Raw genomic sequence first — 3,856 nt, 5'->3', positions numbered from 1 at the left:
GGGCGTGACCAATGAAATTCACCGCGGGGTATTTCTCCAGCATCTTGGGAAATCGTTCAAATCCATAATTATAACTGCCATGCTGCCAGTGCATCAGCACCGGTACCTTATGGGATCGGGCCAGCTGGTAGATCTCCTGCATCGCCGGGGCATCGCATGCTATAGCAAATTTTAGTTCTCCGATCATGGGAGCCCCTTTCTCCAAATAATGTTCAAGTGTTGAGATCGTCTCAGGCAGTCCGGGAACCTCATTTGCCGCAAAAATAAACATATCGGAATACTCCCGGGCCAACTGAAAACAGGCTTCATTACCGGTTGTTTCCCATCGCTCCCGGCCGCTGATATAGAATTGTATGCCCTTCAGATCTCTGTCAGGCCGCCATGCGGGCAGGAGAATAGAGGTGGTCGCGCCCAGTTTCTTTTGATGAGCTACCAGCTCGCTGTTGGTCCGCCCGTGGTAATCGGTGTGGACATGAACATCAATAATAGGTTCTTTTCCCGTATTGGATGTTCCGGCACCCGGTATCTTCAGGGCTGCTCCGGCCAGTAATAAACCCGAGTTAACTATGAAAGTACGCCTGGAGACAAAGTGAGATCCTTTCATGCATCAAATTGAGTACTGTTTCTTCTGGATATGGGGATATTGTCATACCTCCGGTTCCCATCCCGGCTCGTATTCACGATCCCACAGCTGCATGGCTTCCCCGTCTTGGATATGCCCGTCTTCAGCGTTGATATCCAGTGTCTTGCCTGTTCTTGCCGAAATATTCATCAGGTGGCAAAGCAGCGTACTTGTGGCGCCTTCCTCAATGGGTGAATTCAGCTCCGCTTTCCCGCGGATGGCATGGAGAAAATTCAGTACATGCCCGTTTATTCTGCTTCGTCCCGTATCCTCCTCATCCGAATCCGAACGGATCAAATCGCCTCCCCGGTCATATAAATCATATCCGGAGCTGTGGAGCTTGATAACCCCTTCGGTACCGTAGATCACCGGACCCTGTCCCCCATAGGTATCGTAGCCGTTTCGACTCTTACCGTCCCACTGAATAACTTTGTCCCCCGGAAACGTCAGCGTGGCATCCATCGTATCGTACATGGTCCATCCGTCGTCAGGAAAATGCCGCTTATGGGCTATGGTCACAACCTGTTTCGGATGTTCAACCTGCAGGGCCCACCGGGCGATATCCACCGCATGAATCGCATTGTTACCGGCTTCAGCGGTGCCCCATTTCCACCCATACCAGTGCCAGTTGTAATCCCAGGCATTGTGCACGTATTCCTGGCGGGGGGCCGGCCCCTGAAACAGCTCCCAGTCCAAGCCTTCCGGTACCGGTGCAGGGGTGGCCACCGGGACCTCTCCCCGGTCGTTGTAATATGAGGCAACCGCTTTATAGGGTTCCCCGATCAGTCCGTTATGAATTTCCCTGATCATCTCCTGGGTTATGCCGGACGCCCGCCGCTGATTGCCCATCTGGATTACATTGCCGTGCTTTTGCTGACATTCGACCAGCAGCTCGCCCTCCCGGGGATTATGGCTGCAGGGTTTTTCTACATAGACATGCTTGCCGGCCTCTGAAGCATAGCAGGTGCCGGGGGCATGCCAGTGGTCGGGAGTGGCGTTGATGATCGCATCCACCTCCCGGTCTTCGAAAATATTGCGAACATCGATTTCAAGCTCGGGGGTGTATCCCAGGACCTCCGAATAGTTTTCGGCCGCTGATTCTCGGCGGCTTTCCATGACATCACACAAATATAGCAGCCGGGCGTTGCTTTCTTCGAGTGCTATCGCCTCCGGCCAGGCATGGGCCCTGCGTCCCAGTCCAATGACCGCCAGGTTCAGCCGCTCATTGGAACCTATAATATTGGCATAGCTTGCGCTGCTCATGCCCATCCCGCCGATCGTCAGACCGGCCATCCCCAATGCGGACTTCCTTATAAAACTTCTTCTGGATTCACCCATAATTTTCTATTCTTTGGTTGAAAGTGTTTTTTAATTCTGTAACACGGGGCCTTGCAAAACTCATCGAATAGCCGATTTTGCCTTCCGAAAAATGCCTCAGCCCGTCTGACAACAGCACGAATAGTATGCTCGGGACGCACGGTATTGCAAAGCTTTCTAAAAGAATGAACGTAATAAAATTGATGAATTCAAAATAAGAAAGGAAGAGTTCCCTTAATTTACGGCATGAAAGCGTTACCGGGCAGGTTGACAAGCATGTCGGACGTAGCAACATCAGCATCAGCTGCACGTCCGCCAAATATGCCGGACGACCGAGCCTCTATTTTTTATAATGCTCGGGGGACAATCCCTTTAGTAGTTTCGCGCTTGCCTCCGGGGTGATATCGCGTTGTGGATTACCCAGCATCTCGTACCCCACCCGGAACTTTTTGACGGTGGCAGAGCGTAACAAGGGCGGATAGAAATGCATATGAAAATGCCACTCCGGATGCTCCTCTTCATCGGTAGGAGCTGGATGGAAGCCTGCTGAATAGGGAAAAGAAACCTCAAAAAGATTATCGTATTTGACCGTGACCTGCTTAATAATATCTGCCAGTCCCCCCTGTTCTTCATCCGTCATATCGGTAAACCGGGAAAAAGGTCGCCGGCTTATCACCAGCGTCTCAAACGGCCAGAAGGCCCAGTAGGGAACCACCACTACAAAATGCTCGTTTTCAACCACCACTCGTTCTTTGAGCTCGAGTTCGAGGGTCAAATAGTCTGAAAGCAGCGTTTGACCGTGCTTGCTATAATAGTCAGTCTGCTGCTTCCATTCTTTGGCCGGCTCATCGGGAATGGTTTCCTGGGCCCATATCTGTCCGTGCGGATGCGGATTGCTGCATCCCATAATTTCCCCTTTGTTTTCAAAGATCTGCACGTAATTGATATATTTGCGACGGCCCAAGTCCCGGTATTCCCGGGTCCACAAGTCAACGACCTGCCGGATTTGAGAAGTCTCCATCTCAGGCAGCGTCAGATCGTGGCGCGGTGAAAAGCAGATTACCCTGCAGATACCTTTCTCTCCTTTGGCAACCAGGAGATCACCGGTATTCCTGTATTCCGAGGGCGTGCCCGGCTTCAGGGCACTGAAGTCGTTGGTAAAAACAAAGGTGGAGTCGTATTCCGGGTTCCTGGCATCCCCTGCCCGGTCATTACCGGGACACAAATAACAGTCCGGGTCATATTCTGTTTTTTGTGCAGTGGACGTGCTTTCCTCCTTGCCCTGCCAGGGACGCTGGGCCCGGTGGGGGGAGACCTGTATCCACTCGCCCGTAAGGGGATTCAGACGCCTGTGCGGATGATTCGTGAGATCGAGGGTCATAACTTTTCTCCGGTTTTAATGTTCGGAAGATCAACAAGCTGGGTTCCCGAGGACACTTTTGCCTGGTAAATGGCTATTTCCCGGCCGGTTTCTTTTTGATATCGTTTGGAAATCCGTTCTTTGAAAAGGTTCAGGTATTGATCTTCGACGAGGTTAATAGTACAGCCGCCAAATCCGCCGCCCATCATGCGGGCACCCATCACCCCGTTGATGGTCCGGGCCGCCTCAACAAGTATATCCAGCTCAGCGCAACTGACTTCATACTGATCCCGGAGTCCCGCATGCGAGGCGTACATGCGCTGCCCGAAAGAAAGGATATCATTCTTTTCCAGATCTTGGCAGGCATCCAGCACCCGTTTATTTTCTTCCAGAATATAGGTGCAGCGCTTAAAAACCACGGGATCCAATTCTTGCCGGTGCTTGTTTAACAGATCCCGGGTAACATCACGGAGGCTGTCAATACCGGGCTCATACTGTTGTAGAATTCGAACCCCTTCTTCGCATTGCGAGCGGCGCACGTTGTATTCCGAGGACGC

The 3,856-nt window shown here is 52.0% G+C and carries 3 protein-coding genes and 1 pseudogene; all 4 read right to left on the bottom strand.

Annotation, left to right across the window (positions count from 1 at the left end; all coding sequences use genetic code 11):
* Positions 1-604: pseudogene (locus ACESLU_RS12695) on the bottom strand (amidohydrolase); the annotation flags it as partial.
* A 42-nt stretch (positions 605-646) separates the two neighbouring features.
* Positions 647-1,960 carry a Gfo/Idh/MocA family protein gene (locus ACESLU_RS12690; protein WP_372639010.1) on the bottom strand — a complete coding sequence of 438 codons (1,314 nt, stop codon included), beginning with the start codon at positions 1,958-1,960 and terminating at the stop codon, positions 647-649.
* Positions 1,961-2,279: 319 nt separating this feature from the next.
* Entirely contained in the window at positions 2,280-3,320 is a 1,041-nt protein-coding gene (locus ACESLU_RS12685) for a UDP-glucose--hexose-1-phosphate uridylyltransferase (protein ID WP_372639009.1), read from the bottom strand.
* The coding region (locus ACESLU_RS12680; protein WP_372639008.1) for a galactokinase at positions 3,317-3,856 on the bottom strand (540 nt) is incomplete at its 5' end. The genes ACESLU_RS12680 and ACESLU_RS12685, both read right to left, overlap by 4 nt.

The sequence above is a fragment of the Fodinibius sp. genome, assembly GCF_041642155.1.
In the GTDB taxonomy this organism is placed as follows: domain Bacteria; phylum Bacteroidota; class Rhodothermia; order Balneolales; family Balneolaceae; genus Fodinibius.
Note: the sequence above shows the minus strand (reverse complement) of the source record. Positions and strands in the feature narration are given on the sequence as shown.